Source organism: Pontibacter beigongshangensis (assembly GCF_014332515.1).
Taxonomy (GTDB): Bacteria; Bacteroidota; Bacteroidia; order Cytophagales; family Hymenobacteraceae; genus Pontibacter; species Pontibacter beigongshangensis.
The window spans coordinates 36,592-63,464 of record NZ_VFSD01000011.1 but is presented as its reverse complement, the minus strand read 5'-3'; the positions used below and the strand labels follow the sequence as shown (position 1 = coordinate 63,464).

The following is a 26,873-nucleotide window of genomic DNA, read 5'->3' as shown; positions in this document are numbered from 1 at the left end:
CGCTAGTAATCTACCTACATCAGTTCAGTTATTTTTTATGTTCTTAAGCAGAGTTTGGCCTGTATTTGCACTCCTGTTCATTGTGAAAATAGGGGCAGTGCAGGCGCAGGAGGGGCAAATGGCCCTGAGTGTGGAGAAAATAATGCGGGACCCGAAGTGGATGGGAACCTCGCCAACAAATATAACCTGGTCTGAAGACGGGCGCAGGATATATTTTAACTGGAACCCCGAGGGCAACCGCAACGACTCTCTTTACAGCGTTTCTTCTGATGGGAAGAACATTACAAAAGTAAGCGCCCGGGAACGCCGCAACCTGCCAGCCAGCAATGGCCGCTACAACAAAGCCAGGAGCAAAAAAGTGTACGAGAAGAACGGCGACATTTTCCTGCTCGATATCAGATCGGGGAAAGTGCAGCAGCTAACCAGCACGGTAGAGCGCGAAAGCAGCCCCTCGTTTAGCTTTGATGAGCAGAAGGTGGTGTTTCTCAAAGATAACAACATGTATACCTGGGCGCTGAGCGGCGGCCAGGTAACCCAACTCACCGATTTCAGGAAAGGAAGGAAGCCAGCCGATGCGGAGAGCAAAGACCCGCAGAAAGCCTGGCTGCGCAAGCAGCAACTAGAGCTCTTCCAGATCATACGCGAGCAGGACGCAGATAAAAAGGCTGCCGAAAAGCAGCAAAAGGCCGACACCCCATCACAACCAAAAGAAATATACATAGAGGAGAAGACGGTAGACAATGTGGTGCTGAGCCCGGATGAGCGCTTTATCACCTACAGGCTCATAAAGCGGCCTGCCGATGCCAAAGGAACCCTGGTGCCTGCCTTCGTGACTGCCTCGGGTTACACCGAAGCTATTGACGCCCGCACAAAAGTAGGCGATGCTCAGATGGCCACGGAGTTCTTTGTGTACGATACCCGCCGCGACACCACCTTTGCCGTTTCCATGGCTACGGTAGCAGGCATAGCGGAGCAGCCCGCTTACCTGAAAGATCAGAAAACAAAATCGTCGGGAGAAAAAGAGGCAGCAGGCAAGGCTGCCAAGCAGGAAACCCGCGCCACAACACTCTACGGGCCATACTGGTCCGACAATGGTAAGAGCGCAGTGGTGGTAGCCCGGTCTGCCGATAACAAAGACCGCTGGATTCTAGCCTTTGACCCTGCCAGCGGAAAGCTGAGTCTCCTCGACCGCCAGCACGACGATGCCTGGATAGGTGGCCCCGGCATTGGCTATGGAGCAGGCGATATCGGCTGGATGCCCGACAACGAGCACATCTGGTTTATATCGGAAGAAAACGGCTATGCACATATATATAAGTGTCATGCCAGAAACGGAGACAAAAAAGCCCTGACCAGCGGAAAGTTCGAAGTATCTAATGTATCGCTGTCGCGGGATAAGAAGAGCTGGTATTTTACGGCTAACCAGGTGCACCCTGGGGAGCAGCACTTTTACCGCATGCCTTTGCAGGGAGGGGAAATGGTGCAGCTAACCACGCAGCCTGGTGCGCACCAGGTAGTCATGTCGCCGGATGAGAAGAAACTGGCTATCCGGTATTCTTATACGAACAAGCCCTGGGAGCTCTTCCTGATGGATAATAAAAAGGGAGCTGCCATGCGGCAGGTGACACAGTCGGCATCGGAGGAGTTTGCCGCCTATAATTGGCGTGACCCGGAGGTAATTACGTTTAAGGCCCGGGATGGGGCCGATGTGCATGCCAGGGTGTATAAGCCAGCTACAGTTCAGGTCAATGGGCCGGCTGTAATTTTTGTACACGGGGCTGGCTATCTGCAAAATGCCCACAAGTGGTGGAGTTCTTACTTTAGAGAGTACATGTTCCATAATTTTCTGGTAGACCAGGGGTACACCGTGCTGGACATCGATTACAGAGGCAGTGCCGGCTATGGCCGCGATGTGCGTACCGGCATTTACCAGTTTATGGGCGGAAAAGACCTGACAGACCATGTAGACGGAGCCAGGCATCTGGTGGAGCAGTACCAGGCAGACCCAGAGCGGATCGGGATTTACGGTGGCTCCTACGGCGGCTTTATTACGCTGATGGCCATGTTTACCGAGCCTGATGTGTTTGCTGCTGGTGCCGCTTTACGCTCTGTTACAGACTGGGCGCACTACAACCATGGCTACACTTCCAACATTCTTAACACCCCACATACAGACAGCCTGGCTTATACCAAAAGCTCTCCTATATATTATGCTGAGGGGCTAAAAGGAGCTTTGCTCATGTGCCATGGCATGGTAGATACCAATGTGCATTTCCAGGATATCGTGCGTCTGTCGCAGCGGCTGATTGAGTTAGGGAAAGATAACTGGGAACTGGCGGTGTATCCTGTAGAGGACCACGCCTTTACAGAACCAGCCAGCTGGACCGATGAGTATAAGCGCATTTTTAAGTTATTTGAGCATAATCTTAAAAAATAAATAGAATGCTCTTGTAATTGTTATAGTAAGGGTTGTTGAAGATCAGCTAAAATGATGCAATCTGATTTGTTCCGCTATAAACCGGATTGCCTAAATGAATTAAGGGTGGTATTCTTTTTTGCATATCCCTTTTGTTGCAGGAGATAATTCAGGCATAAGAAGCAGGTTTTCAGGCTTGTAAATCAGGGTATTTCGATATAGTGATATAGGAAACTTCAATTATTTAAATTCGTAGAGCAAGTATTCGTGCAATTGATATCACAGATATGGTGCAAATTGTGCTCCGCTATATAATAGGAAATTATAAGAACTACTTCAGTGAAGCACTATAGAATTGCTGTTAGGATCACCACTTCCCTATATAGTTTACAAATTTTTTTATTTTTATTTTTCCAAATGTGTTTTGCCTGATTATCAGGTAATTATAAAAGCCGGCTGGGCCAGGGCAAAATAGGTAAAAGAAATATTGATTTGACCTTGATTCGTTTCGGCATAAAATTATATTATGATGGCGATAATTATCAAATAACTAACGTTAGTTATTTGATAATTATCTAAAAATTAACGTTTGTAATTAAAAATTTGTGAATTTTCAGTGTATGACAAAAAAAATATTAATAAGTTTTTAAATTGGTTATTGCTTTATATATTTGGAAAATAAACTATCCTATCTTAAACATTTTACAATCTAAACAACTCAAGTATGAAGAAGAGTATACTGCTCAATTTCATTTTTGTGTTTGCGCTTGTCGTTCAGGCGTTTGCACAGGGTCGGACAGTTACAGGTACTGTAACTGATCAGGCCACGGGGCAAGGTCTCCCCGGTGTCTCCATTCAGGTGAAGGGCACAACCACAGGTACTGCTACAGACATTGATGGCAATTTCTCAGTAAGTGTTCCTGCAGAAAACTCGACCCTGATTTTCCGTGCTATTGGCTACAGGTCAGTAGAGCGTGCAGTTGGCTCCTCTTCAACTGTTGATGTAGTGCTTTCGGTAAATGCCGAGCAGCTTAGCGAAGTAGTGGTTACAGCGCAGGGCATTGAAAGAGATGAGCGCTCGTTGGGTTACGCTACCCAGACAGTGCAGGGCGATGCCATTTCTCAACGTTCTGAGCCAAATGTGCTGAATGCCCTGCAAGGTAAAGTAGCAGGTGTTAACATCACTGGCGCGTCTGGCGCCCCGGGTGCCTCCACCAACATCAACATTCGTGGCATTACTTCATTTAACGGAAGCAACCAGCCGCTTATTGTGGTAGATGGTATCATCTTCAGCAACGATGTAGACAACTCTCAGAACACGCTTTTTGGTTCGCAGCCTTCTAACCGTCTGGCCGATATCAACCCGGAAAGCATTGAGTCTATCAACATCCTGAAAGGCCCGGCTGCCTCTGTGCTTTACGGTTCAAGAGCATCTGCTGGTGTAATTGTAATTACTACCAAGAGTGGTAGAGGAATGAAAGGCAAAACAGAGGTTACTTTCAACTCATCTGTTAACTTCCAGAATATTGCCTACCTGCCAGAGTTCCAGAACGAATACGGCCAGGGTACTCAAAACAACTACGTAAACAACTCCACTAACTCCTGGGGTCCTCGCTTTGGAACCCCTGGTTTTGACAACGTAACTACTATCTGGGGCGAAAGTGTTCCTTATCGTGCTTATCCTGATAACATCAAGGATTTTTACCAGACAGGCAAGTTCCTGATGAACTCACTTAACATAGCCGGTGGCGATGAGAAGAACAACTTCAGCACTGCCCTCTCCAGCACTTTGCAGGAAGGTGTGATTCGTGAAAGCGGATTTGACAGACACAGTGTGCAGGTTGGCGGTAACTCTGCTCTGAACAATGGTATTAAGGTAGGTGGTACAGTTTCTTATGTGAAGACTTCTCAGAAGGGTGCTACCATGGGTAATGGTGGCAGTGCGTTTGGGCAGATTACACGTGTGCCAAGAAGCTTTAACCTGACTGGCATGGATTACAAAGATGTAAACGGAAACAGTATTTATTTCCTTCCCAGCCAGAACCACCCGCTTTGGAGCTTAGAGAATGAGTTCTTCGAAAGCAACGTAGACCGTGTGTTCGGTAACCTGTCAGTAGGGTACGATTTTGCTGACTGGTTGAACGTAACTTACCGTGTAACGGCTGATACTTATGCTGATACAAGACGCCAGGTGCTGCGAATAGGTGCTGCCAGAGCTCCGGAAGGCCAGATTGATGAAGATTTGAGAACAAGAGCAGAGCTGAACGGCGACCTGATGATTACAGCCCGTAAAAGCGACATCTTTACAGAAGGCCTGAGCGCTACCTTGTTATTGGGTCAGAACATTAACCAGCGTACATTCAAACAGTCTGGTGTAATCTCTGAATCACTGGTAATTCCAGGCTTCGATAACGTAAGTAACGGTTCTATCTTTACCAGCTCTTATGAGAGTAACACCAAAAGAAGACTGTTGGGCCACTATGGTCAGTTATCATTAGATTATAGGTCTTATCTGTTCCTGGAGCTTTCTGCCCGTGTAGATAAGTCGTCTACGCTGCCAGCCGGAAGCAATGCTTATTTCTATCCGTCTGCTGCCGTTAGCTTTGTGCCAACTGAGGCTTTCAACATTCAGTCAGACATTCTTTCTTATGCCAAAGTAAGAGGTAACATTGCCCGTGTAGGCCGTGACGCTGACCCTTATTTGCTGCAGTCTGTATTTACCCAGTCAACCTTTGGTAATAACCTGGCCAGTGTAACTTTCCCGCTGTCAGTAGGCGGAGGTAGCATCCCTGGTTTCCAGATCGGTACCCGTATCGGTTCAAACCAGCTGAAGCCGGAATTTGTAACTTCTTATGAAGGTGGTTTCAACTTAGGGTTCTTCAACAACCGTGTAGGTGTTGACTTCACGTACTTCAACACAACCAGTACGAACCAGATCTTCAACGTTGCTATCTCTAACGCTTCCGGTTACGACACCAGAACCACCAACATCGGTGAAATGAGAAACAGAGGTATAGAGCTGCAGCTGTCAGGTACACCGATCAGAACAGGTGATTTTGAGTGGGATATCATGGTGAACTTTACCCGTATCCGCAACAAAGTTATCTCTATTGCAGAAGGTGTAGAAAACTCTACTATTACCGGAGACTCATTTATCGGTATTGCGCCGTCTATTGCGGTTGGTTATCCTTACGGTGTGGTAATTGGTACAGCCAATGCCAGAAATGAGAACGGCGATCTTCTGGTAAACCCTACAACAGGTGGCTTTATGCCAGGTGTGGCCGGCAAAGTAATATCTAATCCACAGAAAGATTATACTGTTGGTATCAACAACTCGTTCAGCTACAAAGGTTTTAACCTTTCTGCCCTGTTCGACATCAACAAAGGTGGCCAGATCTACTCTTTCTCTCAGGTTGATATGCGCTCAGCAGGACACGTAGCTGAAACAGCTGTAGACCGTGACCAGCCACGCATCCTGCCGGGTGTAATTGCTAATAGCGACGGAACTTACCGCCCTAACAACATCCAGGTTTCTGCTCAGACTTTTTGGGCTGGCTTAGGTGGCCTTGCTTCTGAAGCTGCTGTGTTCGATGCTACTTCTTACAGATTAAGAGAGGTTGCCCTGTCTTACGCGCTGCCAGAAAGCCTGCTGTCCAGAACTCCTTTCGGAGGCATCTCTCTTGGTGTTAGTGGCAGAAACCTGTTGATGTACGCCCCAGGTTTCCCTTCAGATCCTGAAATTAACACGCAGGGTGCCGGGAACATTCAGGGAATGGATATGAATGGTGTGCCAACAACTAAAAATTACGGTATCAACCTTCGCGTAACATTTTAATTAAAAGACACATATGAAATTTTCATTGATAAAGAAAAATATAGTAATCGGGGTAACGCTCGCTCTTTCGGCATCATTAGTCTCCTGCAACGACTTTTTAGATATTAACGAGACGCCGAACAACCCGACAGCCGTGCCTCCGTCCACCTTATTGCCAACAGGCCTGGTGGGTTCTGCCTTTGCAAATGCAAATGAGCTGAACAGGTTTACAAGTGCCATCATGAGCGTAACGGCCGGGGTGGCAGGCAGCCCGGTAGATTATGACCGCTACAACACAGATGGTGCTGACTTTGGTAACCAGTGGCGATTTGAGATATACGGAGGCGCTCTTGTTAACTACGAGCAACTGATCCAGGCGGCAGAGGAAATCAACTCACCTGCCTATACCGGTATCGCTAAAATCATGAAGGCTTATACCTTTGCTATTGCCACAGATGTATGGGGCGATGTGCCTTACTCGGAGGCTCTGCAGGGTGCTGAAATTCCGCAACCTAGCCTGGATTCTCAGCGTGATATTTACCTGGGTAACGAAGCGGAAGGTATCCAGAGCCTGTTTGACCTGGTAAGGGAAGGACTGGCTGACCTGGAATTAGCAAGTGCAGCCTCTCCTGGAAACGATGACCTGGTATACGGTGGCGAAATGGACAAGTGGAAGCGTGCCGGCAACACCCTGTTGCTGAAACTGGCTATGCAGATCAGCCAGGTAGAGCCTACTGTAGCCCGTGATGTTATCAACTCCGTTATTCAGGCCAACAACTACATTGTGGCGAACGACCAGAACCTGTCAGTTAAATTTGGCGGACAGATTGGTAGTCAGAACCCGATCCATACGTACACCAACATCTCTTCTTTTAGAACAGACCAGATGATGAGTACCCGGTTCGTAAACCTGCTGAAAGGCCTGAACGATCCGCGGCTGGACGCTTTTGTAACAAAGCCGAGTGGTGACTATGTAACTATTGACAACGGATTTGGAGGCACTGCCCCAACTCCTGCTACCAGGTCGATGTTCGGTACTTATATAACCGGCGAAGACGGATCAGCGCCAGTACGCTTGCTGACCAACTGGCAGCGTGCTTTTATCTTAGCTGAAGCTGCTATCCGCTTAGGTACTGCCGGCGACCCGCAAGCCCTCTATGCCGAAGGTATCCGGGCTTCTATGTCTTCTGTTGGTATATCAGATGCCAATATCGATGCGTACTTTGCTGCTAACCCAACCGTGGTAACACTGGCTGGTACAGATGCACAGAAGATCGAGCAGATTATAACACAGAAGTACATCTCTATGACCGGTAACGGATTAGAGCAGTGGAACGACTGGAGAAGAACAGGTTATCCTACGCTGGCACCTCACCAGAATGCGGTTGGTATAGATGGTACCAGACCCGTGCGTGCCCAGTACATTGACCAGGAAGTTGCACGTAACCCAAGCTTCCCGAACAATGTGTACTCGAACGTGCCAGTATGGTGGGATGTTAATTAGTTATAACCAATAATTAAGCTAAAAGATGAAGAATATATTAATCATATTAATGCTTTTGACCACTGTTACGCTATCTTCCTGCGACAAAGAATATGGTGTGTTCTATAGCGATAACAGACCGGCAGTGCCAGTAACTTACCCTGGTACTACCACGCACGGGTTCAACCCTTACATTACGCATTCCATTTCTGGTGGAGGTAATATCACGTTTACGCTTTCTATTCCGGAGAACAGTGGAAGAACCATCAGAGAAATAACTAAAGTGGTAGCCGGAGGTACAAGCATCAACGCAGGTAATGTAGGCAGCGCGGTAGTTGGCGGCACAGGAGCTACTGCTGCCTATAACACAGCTCCGATTTCGGGTAACGGCACTACGGCTACGTTCACCACTAACCTGGATGAGTTTGCTGCCAAAACCGGTGAAGCTGCTAAAACTGATGCTAACAAGCTGATTAAGGCAGGCGGTGAAATTGCTTTCATGTTTATGATTACGCTGGATAATAATGAAACCATTATTCCTGTGCAGGTTAGAGCTAGACTCGTGCAATAGGTTTAGCTAAAGTTATAACAAATAAAAAAAGGCTGCTCCTATTGGGCAGCCTTTTTTTATTATACGATGTCTGGCAAATTCTGCCCTTCCCTAACATTGCGTGGGTAGTGTTTTTATCTATTCTAAACTACCCGGGGCCGCGCCATACATGAGAAGCGCCACGCAGCTTCCGGCACTGTTTATTGGAAAGAAGAGGTGAGCACTACAGCAATTTTACACAGAGAAACGGTACCCTTCACCTGCTTCCACTTTATGCCTAAGCTCCTCCTCGAAGCAGGAAGTGCGAAACTGCTTAAATTGTTCCTGCTTTATATAACGAGCCCGGTACCCTCATTATACCTAGCGGTGGTACCATCTTATACTAGGTATAGGCAGGCTTTTGATGCATCTTGTGGTGCGCTCTTACTAAGGCCCTGTCACTTATCTCTTTAAAAAGCCGTTCTACATCCATGGCTCCCAAACCGTCAAGCTATCTCTAACTGGAAACTCCAGTTTCTGCACCTATATTTTAATATATTCCCAAGGGGGCACCAAATGGCATTAAAATGGATAAGTTCTATATTTTTATATAAATCCAGTAATATATTCAATTAATACAATTATTGGAACAACTATTAAAGAATTTCGTACAAATGATTTTTAGTTCTTGAATTGAATTTTTCACCCAAAAAATTCGAATTTAGGGCAATTCACCCGTCTGTAGAGATTACTACACCAGGAAATTCCGGGTAGTGTTCTAGCTTATGCCATTCTGATTTCTTCCACAAGCAACCAATTCCTGCTCTTTTAGCTTTTCACCCTAATAACTTAAATTTAAGGCCAATATGAGGTGTCTGATAACGAGTTAATCAGCAAGCAGCGCCTTCAATTTGGAGTATTCTGTCCAATACTGTCCACAATGAAATAATGATTAATAATTTTAGCATGAAGAAGAGTATACTACTCACTTTTAGCTTTGTGTTTGCGCTCGTAATACTGGCGTTTGCACAACAAGAAAGAACCATTTCAGGTACTGTAACCGATCAGGTTACTGGCGAAGGTTTGCCTGGTGTGTCCATACAGGTGAAGGGAACTACTATGGGCACTGCCGCCGATTTAGATGGAAGATTTTCCCTGGATGTTCCTGCAGAGGGCGGAACGCTTATTTTTCGTGCAATTGGCTACAAAGCCATTGAACGTGAAATCGGAAGCGCTGCTACGATAAATGTTTCCCTGGCTGTTGATTCGGAGCAACTGCAGGAAGTGGTGGTAACAGCGCTCGGACGCAGGGAAGAAGAGAGAACATTAGGCTATGCCACGCAGCAAATAACATCTGAGTCGCTTACCCAGGGGCGCGACCGGAGTGTGTTAAACTCCTTGCAGGGGAAGGTAGCAGGTGTTAACATACAGAACCAGGGTGGCGGGCCAGGGTCTTCTACCCGTGTGGTAATACGGGGAGCGAAATCGATATCGCAGAATAACCAGGCCTTGTTTGTTATCGACGGTATTCCTGTAGATAACAGTTCTCCCAACAGTGTGCCCGGGCTCGGTGATAACCTTAACAACGGGGTGGATGCCGGGAACCGGGCTAACGACATTAATCCTGATGATATTGAGTCGGTAAATATTCTGAAAGGTCCTGCCGCCGCCGCGCTTTACGGTGCCCGTGCTGCAAATGGCGTTATCATGATTACGACGAAGTCAGGCAGGAACACGAACAGAAAGGCGGAGATAAGTGTAGTTTCTTCCTACCACATCGAAGATGTACTCCGTTATCCTAAATTTCAGAATGAGTACGGGCAGGGCTTTTTTGGCGAGCCCGATTTGCTGGAGAACACCAGCTGGGGTCCGCGTTTTAACGGAGAATTGCTACCTTGGGGCCAGGTAGTGAACAATCAGCAGAAAGTTAAGCCTTATGCGGCGCTGCCAGATAACATCAAGGAGTTCTTTGACTATGGCTCCAACATGACCAACAGTGTGTCGTTGTCGGGTGGTGGCGAGAAAGCGAATTACTATGCTTCCTACTCCAACACACGGCAAAAAGGTATTGTGCCTACCACCGATTATGACCGGAACACCCTTGCTTTTAAAGGCTCTGCCAACCTGGCCAATAATTTCACATCAGCGGTTTCCATAACTTACACCAAGTCTGGTGGCGACTTTGCCATGACCGGGCAGGGAAATTCGGCTTTTAACCAACTCATTCAAACGCCGCGCGATATTCCGGTTCGGGAGCTGGAAGATCTGTCTAGCCCTTTTAACGATGAGGCTGGCTATTACTCCCCTTACACGGTTAACCCCTATTGGTCTCTCAGAAACCAGACTTACAAAAACGATGTGGACCGCATGTTCGGGAATGTTAATTTTGGTTATAAAGTAAATGAGCACCTGAACCTGACATACCGGATTGGTACCGACTTCTTTACGGACCGTCGCAAGCAGTTTATGGCTATTCGTGATGTGACAGGTCAGAACGAAGCCACCAAGGACAACGGTATGTACACCGAGCGGCAGATCTACAACAGAGAGACCAACTCAGATTTTATGATCTCCTACAACCGCGACCTGACAGAGAATTTTGATGTGCAGCTGTTGGTTGGTAATAACATAAACCAACGGTCGAGCGATGACTTGTTTGCACAGGCCGATGCCCTGGCCAACAACGAGTACCAGTCGTTAAGCAATATTGTGGGTACACCTCTGGTAACCAGTACGCGCCAAATGCGGCGCCTGATCGGCCTCTACGGTTCCGCTAAATTTGGTTTCAGAAACTATCTGTGGTTAGAACTTACCGGGCGTAACGACTGGTCGTCTACGCTGCCCACAGGCGACAATAGTTTCTTCTACCCATCCGTAAACTTAGCCTTTGATGCTGCATCAGCCTTAAATCTGAATGAGAGCACTCCTATTAACTTTGCAAAGTTACGCGCCAATTATGCTAACGTAGGAAACGATGCCCTGCCTTACAGTACAAGGTCGGTGTTCGTATCTGGCAATATTACCGATGGCTTTAGTGGCACCGACCTTAATTTTCCGTTTGCGGGCATCCCAGGCTTTGAGGTGAGCAATATAATCGGAAACTCTCAGCTGAAGCCGGAAAATACAAGTTCATGGGAAGTGGGAGCTGACTTGCGCCTGTTCAATGAGCGCGTAAGAGTGGATGCCGCTTATTACGATTCTAAGTCTACCGACCAGATCATAGAAGTGCCTATCTCTTATGCTACAGGCTTTGGCTCTGCCTTTCTGAATGCGGCAACCGTGCGTAACAAAGGGGTCGAGTTATTGGTTGGCGGTATCATCATCGAGACAAACGACTTCTCCTGGGACCTGAGTGTTAACTACACAAAAAACAAAAATGTGGTAGAAGATGTCTATGGAGGTAATGAAATCTCGCTGGGAGGCTTGATTTCAGCTTCATTGATGATAACAGAGGGCATGCCCTACGGTATGTTTAAAGCCGACGATATCAGGCGCGACCCGCAGGGACGTATTGTTGTGAACGAAACAACCGGGCGGCCACGGCTCGCAGACGAACCAACCTACCAGGGAAGCATTCAGCCAGATTGGCAGGGCGGCCTTGTAAACACCGTAACTTACAAGGGGCTTCGCTTTTCCATCGTGTTCGATACGCGGCAAGGCGGCAAGATGTACTCCAGAACACGGGCTACACAGCGCTTTGCAGGCACGGCTCCTGAAACCCTGTACAACGACCGCCAGCCTTTCATCCTGCCTAACTCAGTAGTGCAGGTAGGGACAACAGATGAATACATCGAGAATACAACAGCGATCACCAACGACAACCTGTACGACTACTGGGGTAACCTGCCTGAGGCGACCAACATCATCGATGCCTCTTTTACCAAGCTGAGGGAAGTGAGCTTGTCTTACAAGCTGCCCGCTTCTGTTACTGAGAAAACATTCTTTGGTAATATTGAGCTGGGGGTATCGGGCCGCAACCTGTTGCTGTGGACACCGGATGAGAACACATACATAGACCCGGAAATGAACAGCTTCGGGAACGGAAACCTGCAGGGTTACGACTATAGCGGTACACCATCTACCCGCACCTGGGGAGGCAACGTCAGATTTACTTTTTAAGAAAATTGAAGGCAAGAATCATGAAAACTTATAAAAAATGTATGCTGGCTGCTGCCTTTGCAACTTCTTTAGGCCTTACTGCCTGCGAAGACTTTCTGGATATCAATGATGATCCGAACAACCCGCCCTCCTCTACACCAGCACTTACCTTACCAGCCGGGCAAGGCGAAGTAGCCTATATACTGGGCAACCAGTTCCAGTTTCTGGGTAACTTCTTTGCGCAGCACTGGACCCAGTCGGGAGGTGCCAACCAGTATTGCGACCTGGAACTCTACCAGATGACTTCTTCGGATTATGATACGCGTGTTTGGGCAGAGCTTTATGCAGGAGCGCTAAATGATTTCAGGTATGTTGCCGACCAGGCTACGGAGACCAATAGCCCGAATTACGCAGCGATCGGCCAGATCATGCAGGCTTATACCTTTCAGGTAATTACAGATGCCTGGGGCGATGTGCCTTACACCTCTGCCCTGGAAGGTTTAACCAATCTGAACCCGGAGTACCAGAGCCAGGAGGAGATCTACACCAACCTGATCGTGTTACTGAATGAGGCCATTGCCAAAATAGATGCCGACGCGCCTGTGCCCGCATCCGATGACCTTATTTTTGGAGGAGACATGAACCTGTGGCGGAAGTTTGCCAATACCTTAAAACTGCGCATTTACCTGCGCCAGGCCTACGTAAGACCTGACGTAGCACAGGCTGGCATACAGGAAATGTACACGGCAGGTGCCGAGTTCCTCGGCATGGGAGAAACCGCCGATGTGCCGTTTGCCAATCAGACACAAAACCGGAACCCATTCTTTCAGACACAGGTAACCTTTAGAGGAGGCGTAGACGTAGTGGCCAGCAATACTGCCCTCACCTACTTGCAAACCACCGGCGACCCCAGACTCGATAACTTTTATGCTCCGGCACAAACAGGTGCCAATGCAGGCACTTTTGTGGGAGTTGACCAAGGAACAGAATGTGCTCCTGGCCGGACTGGCGAGCAGGCCAACACCATATCTAAGCCAGGGCCATCTGTTGCCAGTGCCACTACTGCCGTTCCGCTTCTTACGGCGGCTGAAAGTTACTTCTTGCAGGCCGAAGCGGTTGCCAGAGGCTGGACCAACGGCGTTGGTGTGCCAAGTGACCTCTATGCCCAGGGAATCAGAGCTTCATTTGACTATGTGGGAGACAATGTTGCCGGAGTGGACGCGCTGCTGCAACAGCCAGACGTAGCATATCCGGCAGGTGGCACTGTAGAAGCGCAGGTGGAGCGGATAATTACCCAAAAATGGATATCCTTTAATGGTACACAAGGGTTTGAGGCCTGGACAGAGTATAGGAGAACGGGCTATCCAAGCTTTATAGAACTATCAGCGGCAGCTTCAGAAAGTGTCATCCCTAAGCGAATACTATATCCAAACACGGAGTCTATCCGGAATCAGAACTATCCGGGTTTAAAAGAGCTCTCCGTAGCGGTTTGGTGGGATGTTAAAGACTAATGTTGAACTTACAAGGTAAAGCCATGAGACATAAAAATAGAATAGTAGCATCGGTTATGATGATGCTACTGACGTCTTTCGCCCTGCTCAGCTGCGAAAAGGATGATGAGACTGCAAACATTTCTTTTGTTACTACCTACCCGGACTTTGAAATGACAGGCGGGCTGGTGGTGCTGGTAAAGGGTGAAGAATATGTGGAGCCGGGTGTGGTGGCAACCGAGTCGGGGCAGGAGATTGAGATCACTACCTCCGTTGTCGGAAGCGCCTATATCGATCCGGCAAATTCAGACCCCAGCAATGTGAGTTATACCAGCTCCATCGATACCAATGTTCCGGGCATCTACACTATCACCTACTCGGCCACCAATTCTGATAACTTCTCAGGGTCAACAACCAGAACGTTAATTGTACTGGATGCGGCCCCGGATCCTACCGTTGACCTGTCAGGGCACTACATAAGCAGTACTTCTCCGGCCTCTGATATTACTAAGGTAGCAGACGGCGTGTTTTATGCCACTAACTTCTGGGGGGGAGGAAGCACGGTGGTACTAGCCGGATACATCTTGACTTCAGATGGGGTAAATCTGAACATACCTATGCAGGAAAGCCTGGTGCCGATCTACGGGTATGGCACCAGGCTGGCCAACGGTACATTGGATTTGCGCATGACAAGACCCACTTTCTCACCTCCGCTGATAGACCAGGTAAAGGTTTGGGAAAAGGAGTAACTGGTAGGAGCTTAAAAAAGAAATATTAAACATTTGGATATGAGAATCAAGAATTTACTTATACTAGCCATCCTGTTGATCCCGGGCCTCTTCATTTCCTGCGACGAAGATGATGACCTGAAGGTAGAAAATTCGTCTACGCACCCGGTCTCAGGCGACTGGACCGTGACTTATAAAGTAGAAACAAGCCCGAACGTTTTCGAGGACATTTACGGGGTTGGGGAAACGCACCTTTTAGTCTATAACACCGCCGCAGACAACGGGCAGGAGATTTGGGTAGATGATCATGGAAACTTCTGGGCTTACAAAGTTAAAGCAAACGTTAACATGAGTAACCTGACTTTTTCCGGAAGTGAACTGGGCAATCAAAGTGAACTGGACGATCCAACTAATGAAAATCAGGTTACCATTACTGACGGGAAAGTAATTAAAGATGGCACCATGGTTACTGGAGCAAGAACCGATAGCATTTACTTCCGCGTATCCTTCAGCGATGACGAAGCCCCCTACGGCACGATCTATCATGTTTCGGGCCACAGAAGCACAGGCTTTTAGGAGTTGACATTTAAAAAAAGCTTCTTACAGAATGACATGTTTTTTACCTGCCATTCTGTAAGAAGCTTTTTTTAATGCCCAAACAGCGATTCACAAACAAATTTCTGTGCTCAGCCTTCGGAGCATTAAGATAGAAGGCTCCGGAGGGCCATTTTCATTAGAATAATTACCCGGGACATGCATTACCTGCCAACTTATACACTCGTGCTCCTCCAATTTGATTTTTAGAAGAGTTGAGTGCTTTTGAAGCCGCCAGAAAGCATATCTGCCATCATTTCTAGTTTTGAATTTGGCAAAGCACTTGGTAGCACATTTAGCCTGCCCTGTTCGGTAAAGGGCAAATTATTTGAATAAAAATAGACCCAAAGAGTATTTACAGGCTGAGACAAAACGTATCGAAACTCACATTTGATTTGTACTAATTGTTAAAAATCCTGCGTCTTATGTCCTGTAGCACTGGCAGTACAAATCCGATTTCCGGGATGTTAAGTCGCCGTCTATAGTTGAAGGCATCAGGCTAAAATCTATACCCCAGAGCCGCTCCCTCGTACCGGTACCCCATAAAGCTGCCCATGACGGGGGCAAGCGACAGGCCGGTTCTGTTGGTCTTCTTGTGCAGTTGTGGCACCAGTATGCCTGCGGCTGCCCCAAGTGTATAGCCTATAATATTGTCGCTCAGAAAGTGCTTGCCAGCTTTAAGCCTGAAGTAGCCCACAGTAGCCGGCACGGCTGCCGCTGCCGCCCACACATAGGGCCTGGCCGGAGAATCTGGGTTGAAGTCGTGAAACACCTTGGCAAAGAAGAAGGTAGCGCTGGCAGAAGCTGCCGTGTGACCGGCATAAAAGGAGTTTCTGGAGTTGGCCCGCATCTTTTCGGCCATGTCCACATCAGGGCTGTAGATCATAGGCCTGGTGCGTGGGTTCAGTCCGTTAGTTATGGTGAAGAGCGTGCCCGTAACAGCCATGGTTTGCACGTAGAGGCCAAACACCTGCCCGGCGTTGCTGCGGATGTTATCATTCAGAACCCAGATAAAAGGCATGGCAAAAGAGGTGTAAAACGGAATATCACTGATCTTGTTGGCATTTTCGGAGTCCCAGCCGGCAGAAAAGCGGTCGAAGCCGTTTACATCGCTGGTCTGTAGCCGGCTTATCTGTTCTTCTGTTAAGCCGTCTTTGTCCTGCATCAGCGTGAGACCATAGTAGCTCAGGCCCATGCCGGCGGCAGTAATGGGTCCGTCAACTTTCCAGCTGGTCTTGTAGGGTGAGTCCTGCTGTGCTCTAAGCATCAGGCTCTGAGAAAATAGCAGGGAAAAGATAAGTATTTTTAGTTTCATCTGAATGTCTTATTAAGTAGATATTTAACGTTGGTGGAACGTGTAAACAATAAAAAAGTTTATAGGCAAAGGCACTTAGAACCGGCCACCCGGCCGTTTTTGGCTGCCGGCCTGCTCCAGGCTCCGGAATCAGGGCAGGTAGTGTAATGAAAAGATGTAGAGTGAAATATCGCTGGCTGCAACTATAAAATGTTTATAGTCTGCCTTAATTATTATAGCTTTGTGTATCTTTCAAAATAAAAGCTTACAGTTGTTAAACAGCCTTTAACCCTATTTGATAATGCCATATTTATTCACTTCTGAATCTGTATCAGAAGGTCACCCAGATAAGGTAGCAGACCAGATATCGGATGCCCTGATTGATAACTTTCTGGCCTGGGATCCTGATTCCAAAGTAGCCTGCGAAACACTGGTAACCACCGGGCAGGTTATCCTGGCGGGCGAAGTAAAATCAAAAACGTACCTGGATGTGCAGCGAATTACCCGTGAGGTGATCAGGAAGATTGGTTATACCAAGTCGGAATATATGTTTGAGGCGAATTCCTGTGGTGTGCTTTCGGCCATTCATGAGCAGTCTGCCGATATCAACCAGGGAGTAGACCGGCTGACCAAGCAGGAGCAGGGAGCCGGCGACCAGGGCATGATGTTTGGCTATGCGACCAGCGAAACCGAAAACTACATGCCGCTGGCCCTCGATCTGGCGCACAAAATTCTGATCGAGCTGGCAGCCATCCGCCGCGAAGGCACTCAGATTGACTACCTCCGCCCCGATGCCAAGTCGCAGGTAACCATAGAGTACAGCGACGACCACCGGCCTATCCGCATAGATTCTATTGTGGTTTCCACACAGCACGACGAATTTGGCTCTGAAGAAGCCATGCAGAAAAGAATTCAGGACGATATTGTAGAGGTGCTGATCCCGAGGGTTAAGCGCCAACTGAAGGAAGAACTGCAGGCCCTGTTCACGGATAAGATAAAATACCATATCAACCCTACCGGCAAGTTTGTGATTGGCGGTCCGCATGGCGATACCGGCTTAACCGGCCGTAAAATAATTGTGGATACGTACGGTGGCAAAGGGGCTCACGGTGGAGGAGCCTTCTCGGGCAAAGACCCGTCTAAGGTAGACCGCTCGGCGGCTTATGCCACACGCCACATTGCCAAAAACATGGTGGCAGCCGGCGTGGCCGACGAAGTGCTGGTGCAGGTGTCGTATGCCATTGGCGTAAAAGACCCGATGGGTATTTATGTGAATACTTACGGCACCGCCAAAGTAGACCTCTCTGACGGCGAGATAGCGCAGAAGATCGGGGATATATTCGACATGACGCCCTATGGCATCGAAACCCGCCTGAAACTCCGCAACCCCATCTATGCTGAGACGGCTGCCTATGGCCACATGGGCCGTAAAAACGAAACAGTAACAAAGGTGTTCGAAGGTGCCAACGGCGAAAAGAAGGAACTGGAAGTGGAGCTGTTTACCTGGGAAAGCCTGGATTATGTAGGGAAGCTACAAGAAGCTTTCAGAATTTAATGTGCTGGTTTCTTAATGTGCTAATGGGACAATGACCATTAAGATAAATGATTAAACTGTTGAATGGTTGAATCATTGTTCTGACCTCGCAGCGTGCGCCGCAGCTCCTGCGAGTGTCTGGAGCATGGTAGCATAGTCAGGAAATTAAATGATAGTCCAAAGTCCTGTGTCCTTTTAAGCAGCAGCAAAACCTCCGGAGGGGCTTTTTTATTAGAATAATTCATCTCCCCGGCTACATTACAGTTGCTTCAGTATATCTATAAAACAGGAGAGGCTGCCCTAATGCGGGGCAGCCTCTCCTGTTTTATAGATAAGACTTAACAAGCTTTCAGTAAGTCATTTGCTTTTCTTTGAACCTTTTCAGCTGACGGCGCATAGCGTCTACGGCAGCATCGGCGGCAGCTTCAAAAGAGGGCGCATTCTCCTGCGAGAACAGGGTGGAGCCGGGCACAAAAAGCTTGATCTCTACAGTCTTTGTGTCTGTGCCATCGCTGTTGTTGTGTTTAAGAAACACCTCTCCCTCCACAATGCGGTCGTAGAAGGTCTCCAGTTTGTTCACTTTCTGTTTCACAAATTCGGTAAGCTGAGTGTCAGCATCGAAATGGATGGAATGCATCTGTAGCTTCATAGTAATTTAATTTAAATGTTAAACTTATGCCTTTGGATGAGCTTTCTCGAAAATCGATTTTAGCTTCTCAATTGAATTGTGCGTGTATACCTGCGTGGCGGCAAGGCTGGCATGCCCCAATAAATCCTTGATCGCATTCAGGTCGGCCCCCTTGTTCAGGAGATGCGTTGCGAACGAGTGCCTGAGCACATGCGGGCTGTTGTGTTCTGAGGTCGTGATCAAGCTGATGTATTTTTTTACAACACGGTAAACAAATTTTGGATAGAGCGGGCGTGCTTTAGTTGTAACGAGCAGCATTTTCGAATTGTTATCCGGCAAGGCTTTTTTCTTAGCTGCTATATACAATTCGAGGGTAGAGTGCAGCGAGTCGTTGATGGGAATGATCCGCTCCTTGTTGCCTTTGCCAAGCACCCGCACCGTACGGGCATGTAGGTTTATATCACCGTGCTCAATGCCGATCAGCTCGGCCAGGCGGATGCCGGTTCCGTAGAGGAACTCCAGGATAAGCTTATCGCGGTGCCCCTCGAAGTTGTCTTCGAACTCAAATGTGTCGAGCAGGTTGTTAAAGGGTTGTTCCGCCACAAAGCCGGGCAGCTTTTTAGAGGCCTTTGGGGCTCTGATGCGGAGCATGGGGTTCACCTGCACACGCTGTTGTGAGAGCAGGAATTTGTAGTAGGAGCGGAGGCAGGCTATTTTGCGGTTAATAGAGCGTGCCTCCAGGTGCTTCTGCACCAGGGAAAGGAGCCAGGACCGGATAATGGCATGATCAGCCTCGGCAGGATCAGAAATTTGGTAGACCTCTTGCAGGTAGTCTGCAAATTGGCCTAGGTCTGTATGGTAAGAGGTAAGCGTATGAGAGCTGTAACGCTTCTCGTACTGCAGGTATTTGAAAAATAAATCCATAAATTAGTGCGCTGGGCAGTACACTAATTTATGGAAAAATATCTATAGTGCCAGTAAAGACTAGTAGTTATCTTGAGCAAAAAGCGTTTGCTTGTACTTTGCTCTTTCTTTCTGCTTTCTTTTAGATACAGATGGCTTTTCAAAGAAAGTTCTTGCTCTCAGTTCTTTAAGAACACCGGTTCTCTCAAATTTCTTCTTAAATCTTTTTAAAGCGCGGTCTACCGACTCGTTGTCTTTTACGTTTACAATGATCATATTTTTTTAATTTCTTCTTCAGGTATTAAGGCTGCAAATTTACGAAAGTTTCTGCTTAAAAATCAATAGATTGGTAAAATATTTTATCCGCTCTATGCAATAGGTCCTTTCTGCCGCCCCATCAGCACTGGGGCAACTATATTTTGACGATACTTTTGCCAAAAATGTTACTTCAGGATCGCCCTTGCTATCACAAGTTTCTGGATCTCGCTGGTTCCTTCGCCTATAGTGCACAGCTTTGCATCGCGGTAAAACTTCTCGGCCGGGTAATCTTTTGTAAAGCCGTAGCCCCCGAAAATTTGCAAGGCTTCGTTAGCAGCCCGCACGGCCACCTCCGAGGCATAGTACTTCGCCATCGCCGATTCCTTGTTCACATCGAGTCCCCGGTTTTTCATGTCGGCCGCCTGGTAGGTGAGCAGCGAAGCCGCCTCGATCTCCGTGGCCATATCGGCCAGCTTAAACGAGATGCCCTGAAAAGAGGAGATAGGCTGGTTGAACTGCTGTCGCTCCTGCGAGTAGGCCAGTGCGGCCTCAAAAGCGCCCTGGGCGATGCCCAGCGAGAGCGCCGCAATCGAGATCCGGCCACCATCCAGCACCTTCATGGCCTGTATAAAGCCTTCGCCCACATTGCCCAGCACCTGGTCTTGGTGCACGCGGCAATCCTGGAAAACAAGCTCCGTGGTTTCGGAGGCACGCATGCCCATCTTGTCTTCTTTGCGGCCTGCGCTAAAACCAGGTGTTCCTTTCTCTATAATAAAGGCCGTCATGCCCCTCGAGTCGCCCGTTTCGCCGGTGCGCACAATTACCACCGCCACCTGCCCCGACTTACCGTGCGTAATAAAGTTCTTGGCGCCGTTTATCACCCAGTGGTCGCCGTCCTGCACGGCCACGGTGCGCATGTTGCCGGCATCGGAGCCTGTGTTAGGTTCGGTAAGGCCCCAGGCGCCAATCCATTCGGCGGTGGCAAGCTTAGGCAAGTACTTCTTTTTCTGAGCGTCGTTGGCAAACTGCAGTATGTGGCCGGTGCATAAAGAGTTGTGGGCGGCCATAGACAGACCGATGGAGCCGTCTATTTTAGACAGCTCGGCAATAGCGGTAACATACTCCAGGTAGCCGAAGCCGGAGCCGCCAAACTCTGCAGGCACCAGCACGCCCATTAGCCCGAGCTTGCCCAGTTCTTTAAACACGTCCACCGGAAATTCCTGGCTCTCGTCCCATTGGCGCATAAAAGGGCGAATATGTTTGGTGCCAAAGTCCCGGATCATGTCAGCGATCATACGCTGATTTTCTGTTGTTGATAATTCCATGAGTTTAGATTGTAGAGGGTGTGCAAGTCGCGTATATAACGGCAAGGAACAGTGCCATGTTTGCCCGATTTGAAATTTAACTAAAACTGCATAATCTTCTATTAAGTATAGAGGATATTATAGACGCTGCTTCACCGGAATAGTTGTAGGAAGGAGGCCTGCCGATAGATTTCGCTTATTTTGCCAAAAGGTATAATTGCAATATATTACCCATATATTTGCGTAAATGTGGCAACCTCAAGCGGGTCATTCTGGTGTTGTTACACTAATATTGTTCGATGATACAGTTTTTAAAAGACTTATTTGGTGCTGCTGTGGAGGAAGCTTCGCTGGCTTGCCTGGAAGTAGATATGCATTCTCATATTTTGCCCGGGCTTGACGATGGCGCAGAGAACCTGGAGCAATCGCTTGAGTTGGTGCGGGCCATGCAGGCGCTGGGCTACCGGAAACTGATCATGACGCCGCACATTATGAGTGACTTTTACAGAAACACACCGGCCGGTATCAGAGAACGGCTTAGAATGCTGCAGCACGCCGTGGCAGAGGCAAAAATAGATATGGAGCTGGCCTGCGCCGCAGAACATTACCTGGACGAGGGCTTTGTGAACAAGCTGGAGGCGAAAGAGGAATTGCTGACCTTCGGAGACAATTACCTCCTGTTCGAGACATCTTTCCTGAACGAGCCGCTGAACCTGAAAGAGGCTGTGTTCCTGATGCGTACCCAGGGCTATAAGCCCGTGCTGGCCCACCCGGAGCGCTACTCCTATTTCTATGGCAAGTACCACGAGCTGGTAGCCTTGCGCGAGAAAGGGGTGCTTTTTCAGATTAACCTGAACTCACTGGTAGGATATTACTCCGGTCAGGCCCGTACCATGGCGGAGCGGCTGGTAGATGATGGCATGGTAGATTTTCTCGGCACCGACGCCCACACCATTAAACATATTGCTTCCGTGCATAAAGTGCTGAACTGCAAATATATTCATAAAGCGCTGGCACTTAACCTGCGTAACAACCAACTGTAATCATCCCCCTGATATTTTGGCTATGACGGTATTCGTGACAGGTGGCAGTGGCCTGATAGGCAGTTATTTAATTCCGGCGCTGGTGGCGCAGGGGCATATAGTAAAGGCCTTGTACAGGGGCCGCATTCCGGCAGTGGAAGGAGGAGATAAAGTGCTGTGGCTGGAGGGCGATATCCTGGACCCGAGCCTGCTGCGGGAGGCACTGCAAGGGGTGCAGTACGTGTTCCATTGTGCGGGGCTGGTGTCGTATGCACCTCAGGACGAGGAGCTGCTGAAGCAGGTAAACGTGGAGGGCACCGCTAACATAGTCGATGCCTGCCTGGAAGTAGGAAACATTAAGCTTTGCCACGTCAGCTCCATCGCGGCGATCGGGCGCTCCAAAACGGCATCAGTTTTGTCGGAGAAAAACAAGTGGGACCAGGCCGAGGAGCATTCGGCCTACGCCAGCTCAAAATATTTTGGCGAGCTCGAAGTGTGGCGCGGTGTGGCAGAGGGGCTAAAGGCCGTGATCGTAAACCCCTCGGTGGTGCTGGGCCCTGCCGACTGGAACCGCAGCAGTACCCGCCTCTTAAAATATGTTTTTGACGAGAAGCCGTTCTACACAGGAGGAAGTGCTAATTTTGTGGATGTACGCGATGTGGTGGAGGCCATGCTCCGGCTGACCTTCTCGGATATTTCGGCAGAAAGATTTATATTAAACGCAGAACAGATGGAGTACAAAATCTTTTTTGAGCAGGTGGCGCACTGCCTCGGAAAAAAGGCCCCATCGCACAAAGTAATACCTGCCTTTGCAGAAGTGATCTGGCGACTGGAGCATGCGCTCGCCGTGGTTACGGGCAGAAGGCCACTCATCACTAAAGACACGGCACGTTTAGCCGGCAAAAGCCATCTGTTCAGCAACGAGAAAGTAAAACAAGCCATAAATATAGAGTTCAGGCCCTTGGGGGAGACCATCGCCTGGTGCTGCAGCCGATTGCTCGCGGCAGGCAAGCGCTCTGAAACAGCAGAGGCACTCTAAACTATTTGCTGTCATAAAATGTAATAAGAAAGAGCTTGCTTTTAGGCAGCTTGTTGGATTTTGGAGATGAAAGAAAACTTTGACGAACACAGCGAGGAACTTGAACTGATACAGCGGTTCGAACAGATGCTGGGAAGCAGTGAAACTGCTTTTTTCGACCTGAATGACTTTGAATACATAATTGACCACTATACGGCCAATTTCGATTATAAAAAGGCGATTATCGCCTGCGACTCTGCGCTTGCGCAGTATCCTTTCTCAAACGAGCTGCTCATAGACAAGGCGCAGCTGCTGGCCATGTCCGGCAGTTTCGACGAGGCCCTTACCCTTATTGAGCAGGTGGCAGAAGTAGAGGTGCAGAACCCCGATGTGTTCCTCACACGGGGCATCATATTTACCCAGCGCGGCGATTACCGCGATGCCATCGACCAGTTTAAGAAAGCCCTGGCCTTTGCCGAGGACCGCGACGATATTTTCTTTAACATTGGCCTGGCCTACCAGACCTGGGGCAAGTTTGCCTCTGCCATTAAATATTACAAAAAGTGTATCGCCCTGAATGTAGAAAATGAGGCGGCCATGCAAGAGGTGGTGTATTGTATGGAGATTACCGGCAATATGCGCGAGGAACTGCCGTTTTTCCAAGAATTTGTAGATGCCGACCCATACTCGTATGTAGCCTGGTTTAACCTGGGCAACGTGTACAACAAACTCGGCAACTACGACAAAGCCATTGCCGCCTACGACTACTCTACCCTTATCAAGCCCGATTTTATTACCGCTTACAACAACATGGCCAACGCCTATGTGTTTTTGGGCGAGTATACCAAGGCCATAGAGGCGTTTAATGCCATGCTCGAGCACGGTCCGCCATCAGCGGAGGTGTATTGCAACATTGGCGAGTGCTACGAAAAGCTAAACCAGTGGGACCTGTCGAGGCGGTATTACCAGAAATCCATAGACCTGGACCAGACCATGGATGAGGCCTGGTTCGGGATCGGCATTATTCTGGATGCGCAGGGCAAATGGTACGAGGCCGTGCATTTCTTCCGGAAAGCGGTGAACCTCTACGAAGACAGCGTGGATTACTGGGTGGCGCTGGCCGCCGCCGAGTACCATGTGGGGCATGTGGTGTCGGCGCTGGAGAGCTACGAGCGCGCCGCCGAAATTCAGCCCGGCGACAAAGACATTTACCTCAACTGGTCCATTATTCTGTTTGAACAGGGAAATTTTGAGGAGGCCACCGAGATTATTTTAAACGCCATAGAACTGCAACCAGACGAAGCAGAGCTATATTACAGGGCTTGCGCCTACATGCTTTCTGCAGGAAAATACAAGGAGGCGTACAATTATTTGGAAAATGGTTTAATTTTGGATTTTAATAAACACAAACTGCTGTTCGAATTCTTCCCGGAGCTTGAGTCGCAGCGTGCCTTAGCCAGATTAATTGACCAGTACCGCAAATAAAATTAAATGAACTATACCCTTAAAAACGTGCCGCAGCGCGAGCCGAAACCTCGCGAGCGGGGGTTTACCATGGCCATGGACAAAGGCCTGAGCATCCGTGAAGTAGAAGACTTCATAGAAGTAGCCGGCGAGTATGTTGATATCGTGAAGCTCGGCTGGGCCACGTCTTACGTAGTGCCTAACCTGCAGAAAAAGCTGGATGTGTTTAAAGCGGCCGGCATTCCGGTTTACTTTGGGGGCACCCTTTTCGAGGCATTCGTTATCCGCAACCAGTTCGACGATTACCGCCGCGTGCTTGACAAGTACCAGATGACCTTCGCAGAGGTGTCGGACGGGTCGCTGGAGATGGAGCATGATAAAAAGTGCGAGTATATCCGCACGCTGGCCGAACAGGTAACTGTGCTGTCGGAAGTGGGGTCTAAGGACGACGCCAAGATCATACCGCCCTATATGTGGATACAGCTGATGCAGAAAGAGCTGGACGCCGGCGCCTGGAAAGTAATCGGCGAGGCCCGCGAGGGCGGTAACGTTGGCCTCTTCCGCTCTACCGGCGAGGTGCGGAGCGGCCTGGTGGAAGAGATCCTGACCAAAGTGCCTTTTGAAAAGATTCTGTGGGAGGCACCACAGAAAGCGCAGCAGGTGTGGTTTATTAAGCTGCTTGGAACAAACGTGAACTTAGGCAACATTGCGCCAAGCGAAGTGGTGCCACTCGAGACCATCCGCCTGGGGCTGCGAGGCGACACATTTTCACAGTTTTTAGACCTCGACAAGTCTTGCTAAGAAATTCTCTTGTATTATAAAATATCAGGATAAAACCATAAATTGCCCGTCGGAAAAAGGACGGGCAATTTTTTTGTAGCAACAAAAGGCCTGCCTCAGGCGCTTTGGCTGGCTGCCACATCCTGCGCAAGAAGCAGACAGGAGCAGCACCAGCAGGAGAAATTGCCTACGGAGGGCTGTTTTGATTAGAATAATTGCCTGGTGCCGCAGTCAATGCTGTACTACAAGCGAGTTTAGGGTGACACTGTGGCTCGATCCTGATAATCGGAAAAGGTTAAAGCAATTTTAGTTAGGAAAACATCACCTGCGTATCGTTTATAATTTTTAACATCTAAACCTGGCGCAGCACCTTAGCGCCTAACGTCATATGTCAAATCCATCATCTACCAAGGAAAAAAGAACTTCTGACAGGAAGAACAGAACGCTGAAAGAGTACCTGTTGCTCTTCTCCAAAGGCGCAAGCATGGGAGCCGCTGATGTGGTGCCGGGCGTGTCTGGCGGAACAATTGCCTTTATCACAGGCATCTACGAAGAACTACTTGGCTCTATCCGGTCGGTAAACGGCGAAGCGGTTCGGTTGCTGGCCCGGCTCAATTTTGCAGGTTTCTGGAAGCACATCAACGGTACCTTCCTGGTGGTGCTCCTGTCAGGCATCCTTTTCTCTGTGGCCTCTTTGTCGCGGCTTATCCTGTACCTGCTCGAAACCTATCCTGAAATGCTGTGGGCCTTCTTTTTCGGGCTTATTGTGGCCTCGGCCGTGGTAGTAAGCAAAAAAATAACCCGCTGGAATGGTGCCGTGGTCTTGGCCGGGCTGGTGGGTACGGTGGCGGCGTATTTTATTACGGTCATGTCGCCCACGCAGACCCCGGAGGCCTACTGGTTTATTTTCCTGTCGGGGGCCATTGCGATCTGCGCCATGATCCTGCCGGGCATCTCCGGCAGCTTTTTGCTGGTGCTGCTGGCCAAGTACGAGTTTATTTTGAATGCCGTGAAGGATCTGCGGATTGATGTGGTGGCCACTTTTGCAGTGGGCTGTGTAACCGGTATCCTGGCTTTCTCGCACGTGCTCAACTGGATGCTGAAGCGCTACCACAACCTTACTGTGGCATTGCTCACAGGCTTCATGATCGGGTCGCTGAACAAGGTATGGCCCTGGAAAGAAACCATCACCACCTACACCGACCGCCATGGCGTGGTAAAGCCGCTGGTGCAGGAAAATGTGCTCCCAACGGATTATCTGCAGCTTACAGGGCAGGAACCCTATCTGCTCTACGGCGTGCTGCTGGCTGTGGCAGGGTTTGCGCTGGTATATCTCATCGATCTTATTACAGACGACGACACCAAAAAAGTCTAAGGCTGCGTCAGCTGAATAATTAGAGATCCAACATTAGAAATGATGATGGCGCGGGCGTCCTCGCCCGCGACGACTATTCTGAGGGCTCTGGCCGCCTGGGAAACCTTATGCAGGCACATTCATTTTGGGGAAGTTAAATGA

At 48.8% G+C, this 26,873-nt stretch carries 19 protein-coding genes; 14 read left to right on the top strand and 5 right to left on the bottom strand.

Features of this window, described 5'->3' with window-relative positions:
* The first annotated feature begins 37 nt into the window (after positions 1-37).
* The 8 genes from FJM74_RS10525 (at position 38) to FJM74_RS10490 (ending at position 15,134) form a co-directional block, all read left to right on the top strand.
* Complete coding sequence (locus tag FJM74_RS10525; RefSeq protein WP_187262563.1) at positions 38-2,437, top strand: prolyl oligopeptidase family serine peptidase; 2,400 nt, start codon at positions 38-40, stop codon at positions 2,435-2,437.
* Positions 2,438-3,140: 703 nt separating this feature from the next.
* A complete protein-coding gene (locus tag FJM74_RS10520; protein WP_187262562.1) occupies positions 3,141-6,251 on the top strand; it encodes a SusC/RagA family TonB-linked outer membrane protein in 3,111 nt (1,036 codons plus the stop codon).
* Between the two features lie 13 nt (positions 6,252-6,264).
* On the top strand, positions 6,265-7,734 hold the full coding sequence (locus FJM74_RS10515) for a SusD/RagB family nutrient-binding outer membrane lipoprotein (RefSeq protein ID WP_187262561.1): 1,470 nt from the start codon (positions 6,265-6,267) through the stop codon (positions 7,732-7,734).
* A gap of 25 nt (positions 7,735-7,759) precedes the next feature.
* The gene (locus FJM74_RS10510; protein ID WP_187262560.1) at positions 7,760-8,284 is read left to right on the top strand and encodes a hypothetical protein; all 525 of its coding nucleotides are present in this window, start codon (positions 7,760-7,762) and stop codon (positions 8,282-8,284) included.
* Positions 8,285-9,208: 924 nt separating this feature from the next.
* A complete protein-coding gene (locus FJM74_RS10505; protein ID WP_187262559.1) occupies positions 9,209-12,361 on the top strand; it encodes a SusC/RagA family TonB-linked outer membrane protein in 3,153 nt (1,050 codons plus the stop codon).
* Between the two features lie 20 nt (positions 12,362-12,381).
* Positions 12,382-13,851: a SusD/RagB family nutrient-binding outer membrane lipoprotein gene (locus FJM74_RS10500; RefSeq protein WP_187262558.1), complete on the top strand. Its 1,470-nt coding sequence runs from the start codon at positions 12,382-12,384 to the stop codon at positions 13,849-13,851.
* Between the two features lie 23 nt (positions 13,852-13,874).
* The gene (locus tag FJM74_RS10495; protein ID WP_187262557.1) at positions 13,875-14,579 is read left to right on the top strand and encodes an immunoglobulin-like domain-containing protein; all 705 of its coding nucleotides are present in this window, start codon (positions 13,875-13,877) and stop codon (positions 14,577-14,579) included.
* Between the two features lie 39 nt (positions 14,580-14,618).
* Positions 14,619-15,134 carry a lipid-binding protein gene (locus FJM74_RS10490; protein ID WP_187262556.1) on the top strand — a complete coding sequence of 172 codons (516 nt, stop codon included), beginning with the start codon at positions 14,619-14,621 and terminating at the stop codon, positions 15,132-15,134.
* Between the two features lie 517 nt (positions 15,135-15,651).
* On the opposite strand, the gene FJM74_RS10485 is transcribed toward FJM74_RS10490, so the two are convergent.
* On the bottom strand, positions 15,652-16,467 hold the full coding sequence (locus FJM74_RS10485; RefSeq protein WP_187262555.1) for a phosphatase PAP2 family protein: 816 nt from the start codon (positions 16,465-16,467) through the stop codon (positions 15,652-15,654).
* A gap of 280 nt (positions 16,468-16,747) precedes the next feature.
* On the opposite strand from FJM74_RS10485, the gene metK reads away from it, so the two are divergent.
* Positions 16,748-18,001 carry a methionine adenosyltransferase gene (metK, locus tag FJM74_RS10480; protein WP_187262554.1) on the top strand — a complete coding sequence of 418 codons (1,254 nt, stop codon included), beginning with the start codon at positions 16,748-16,750 and terminating at the stop codon, positions 17,999-18,001.
* Between the two features lie 328 nt (positions 18,002-18,329).
* Here metK and hpf read toward each other — a convergent pair whose 3' ends face one another.
* The 4 genes from hpf to FJM74_RS10460 form a co-directional block, all read right to left on the bottom strand.
* Positions 18,330-18,629, bottom strand: a complete 300-nt coding sequence (gene hpf, locus FJM74_RS10475; protein WP_187262553.1) for a ribosome hibernation-promoting factor, HPF/YfiA family — start codon at positions 18,627-18,629, stop codon at positions 18,330-18,332.
* Between the two features lie 24 nt (positions 18,630-18,653).
* Positions 18,654-19,532 carry a tyrosine-type recombinase/integrase gene (locus FJM74_RS10470; protein WP_187262552.1) on the bottom strand — a complete coding sequence of 293 codons (879 nt, stop codon included), beginning with the start codon at positions 19,530-19,532 and terminating at the stop codon, positions 18,654-18,656.
* 60 nt (positions 19,533-19,592) lie between these two features.
* Entirely contained in the window at positions 19,593-19,787 is a 195-nt protein-coding gene (gene rpsU, locus FJM74_RS10465; protein ID WP_147923065.1) for a 30S ribosomal protein S21, read from the bottom strand.
* A 167-nt stretch (positions 19,788-19,954) separates the two neighbouring features.
* Complete coding sequence (locus tag FJM74_RS10460) at positions 19,955-21,094, bottom strand: acyl-CoA dehydrogenase family protein (RefSeq protein WP_187262551.1); 1,140 nt, start codon at positions 21,092-21,094, stop codon at positions 19,955-19,957.
* A 278-nt stretch (positions 21,095-21,372) separates the two neighbouring features.
* Here FJM74_RS10460 and FJM74_RS10455 point away from each other — a divergent pair, with 278 nt between their 5' ends.
* The 5 genes from FJM74_RS10455 (at position 21,373) to FJM74_RS10435 (ending at position 26,732) form a co-directional block, all read left to right on the top strand.
* The gene (locus FJM74_RS10455; RefSeq protein ID WP_187262550.1) at positions 21,373-22,116 is read left to right on the top strand and encodes a tyrosine-protein phosphatase; all 744 of its coding nucleotides are present in this window, start codon (positions 21,373-21,375) and stop codon (positions 22,114-22,116) included.
* A 22-nt stretch (positions 22,117-22,138) separates the two neighbouring features.
* The gene (locus tag FJM74_RS10450; RefSeq protein ID WP_187262647.1) at positions 22,139-23,134 is read left to right on the top strand and encodes an NAD-dependent epimerase/dehydratase family protein; all 996 of its coding nucleotides are present in this window, start codon (positions 22,139-22,141) and stop codon (positions 23,132-23,134) included.
* Positions 23,135-23,200: 66 nt separating this feature from the next.
* Positions 23,201-24,598, top strand: coding sequence for a tetratricopeptide repeat protein (locus tag FJM74_RS10445; protein ID WP_187262549.1), 1,398 nt, complete (start codon positions 23,201-23,203; stop codon positions 24,596-24,598).
* 6 nt (positions 24,599-24,604) lie between these two features.
* On the top strand, positions 24,605-25,378 hold the full coding sequence (locus tag FJM74_RS10440; RefSeq protein WP_187262548.1) for a phosphosulfolactate synthase: 774 nt from the start codon (positions 24,605-24,607) through the stop codon (positions 25,376-25,378).
* 367 nt (positions 25,379-25,745) lie between these two features.
* Entirely contained in the window at positions 25,746-26,732 is a 987-nt protein-coding gene (locus tag FJM74_RS10435; protein WP_206684029.1) for a DUF368 domain-containing protein, read from the top strand.
* Positions 26,733-26,873: the final 141 nt, after the last annotated feature.

What these genes read in the sequence shown, in the direction of transcription:
- FJM74_RS10515 (WP_187262561.1), top strand. Translation starts at nt 6,265, where the DNA reads ATGAAATTTTCATTGATAAAGAAAAATATAGTAATCGGGGTAACGCTC.
- FJM74_RS10495 (WP_187262557.1), top strand. Translation starts at nt 13,875, where the DNA reads ATGAGACATAAAAATAGAATAGTAGCATCGGTTATGATGATGCTACTG.
- FJM74_RS10525 (WP_187262563.1), top strand. Translation starts at nt 38, where the DNA reads ATGTTCTTAAGCAGAGTTTGGCCTGTATTTGCACTCCTGTTCATTGTG.
- metK (WP_187262554.1), top strand. Translation starts at nt 16,748, where the DNA reads ATGCCATATTTATTCACTTCTGAATCTGTATCAGAAGGTCACCCAGAT.
- FJM74_RS10500 (WP_187262558.1), top strand. Translation starts at nt 12,382, where the DNA reads ATGAAAACTTATAAAAAATGTATGCTGGCTGCTGCCTTTGCAACTTCT.
- FJM74_RS10510 (WP_187262560.1), top strand. Translation starts at nt 7,760, where the DNA reads ATGAAGAATATATTAATCATATTAATGCTTTTGACCACTGTTACGCTA.
- hpf (WP_187262553.1), bottom strand. Translation starts at nt 18,629, where the DNA reads ATGAAGCTACAGATGCATTCCATCCATTTCGATGCTGACACTCAGCTT.
- FJM74_RS10460 (WP_187262551.1), bottom strand. Translation starts at nt 21,094, where the DNA reads ATGGAATTATCAACAACAGAAAATCAGCGTATGATCGCTGACATGATC.
- FJM74_RS10455 (WP_187262550.1), top strand. Translation starts at nt 21,373, where the DNA reads ATGATACAGTTTTTAAAAGACTTATTTGGTGCTGCTGTGGAGGAAGCT.
- FJM74_RS10450 (WP_187262647.1), top strand. Translation starts at nt 22,139, where the DNA reads ATGACGGTATTCGTGACAGGTGGCAGTGGCCTGATAGGCAGTTATTTA.
- FJM74_RS10485 (WP_187262555.1), bottom strand. Translation starts at nt 16,467, where the DNA reads ATGAAACTAAAAATACTTATCTTTTCCCTGCTATTTTCTCAGAGCCTG.
- FJM74_RS10470 (WP_187262552.1), bottom strand. Translation starts at nt 19,532, where the DNA reads ATGGATTTATTTTTCAAATACCTGCAGTACGAGAAGCGTTACAGCTCT.
- FJM74_RS10505 (WP_187262559.1), top strand. Translation starts at nt 9,209, where the DNA reads ATGAAGAAGAGTATACTACTCACTTTTAGCTTTGTGTTTGCGCTCGTA.
- FJM74_RS10520 (WP_187262562.1), top strand. Translation starts at nt 3,141, where the DNA reads ATGAAGAAGAGTATACTGCTCAATTTCATTTTTGTGTTTGCGCTTGTC.
- FJM74_RS10445 (WP_187262549.1), top strand. Translation starts at nt 23,201, where the DNA reads ATGAAAGAAAACTTTGACGAACACAGCGAGGAACTTGAACTGATACAG.
- FJM74_RS10440 (WP_187262548.1), top strand. Translation starts at nt 24,605, where the DNA reads ATGAACTATACCCTTAAAAACGTGCCGCAGCGCGAGCCGAAACCTCGC.
- FJM74_RS10435 (WP_206684029.1), top strand. Translation starts at nt 25,746, where the DNA reads ATGTCAAATCCATCATCTACCAAGGAAAAAAGAACTTCTGACAGGAAG.
- FJM74_RS10490 (WP_187262556.1), top strand. Translation starts at nt 14,619, where the DNA reads ATGAGAATCAAGAATTTACTTATACTAGCCATCCTGTTGATCCCGGGC.
- rpsU (WP_147923065.1), bottom strand. Translation starts at nt 19,787, where the DNA reads ATGATCATTGTAAACGTAAAAGACAACGAGTCGGTAGACCGCGCTTTA.